1 protein-coding gene is annotated in these 324 nt (G+C 35.2%); it reads left to right on the top strand.

All coding sequences use genetic code 11. From position 1 onward, the window contains the following. The coding region (locus H4O21_RS28760; RefSeq protein WP_220495909.1) for an aldose epimerase family protein at positions 1-324 on the top strand (324 nt) is incomplete at both ends.

The following is a 324-nucleotide window of genomic DNA, read 5'->3' as shown; positions in this document are numbered from 1 at the left end:
CAAAACCCTTTCCATTTACTGTGGGTTGGCATCCTTATTTTACAAGCAACAACTTGTTTGAAAGCACTCTTAATATGAATTGCAAAGAAAAAATAATTTTAGGAGACCGTAATATAACTACTGGTACAACTCCAATACATGAGAATATTTCCATAAAAATTCGAGATGAGTTTTTTGATGATTGCTGGATGCTAAATTCTGATGAAGTGGTATTCAAAACGCCCAAATATAACCTGAAATTTAATGCAACTGGTAATAACAACTTTATCCAAGCGTACACACCGCCCCGAAAAAACACTATAGCCATAGAACCCACAACAGGTG

The organism is Oceanospirillum sediminis (assembly GCF_014164585.1).
In the GTDB taxonomy this organism is placed as follows: domain Bacteria; phylum Pseudomonadota; class Gammaproteobacteria; order Pseudomonadales; family Halomonadaceae; genus Oceanospirillum; species Oceanospirillum sediminis.
Note: the sequence above shows the minus strand (reverse complement) of the source record. Positions and strands in the feature narration are given on the sequence as shown.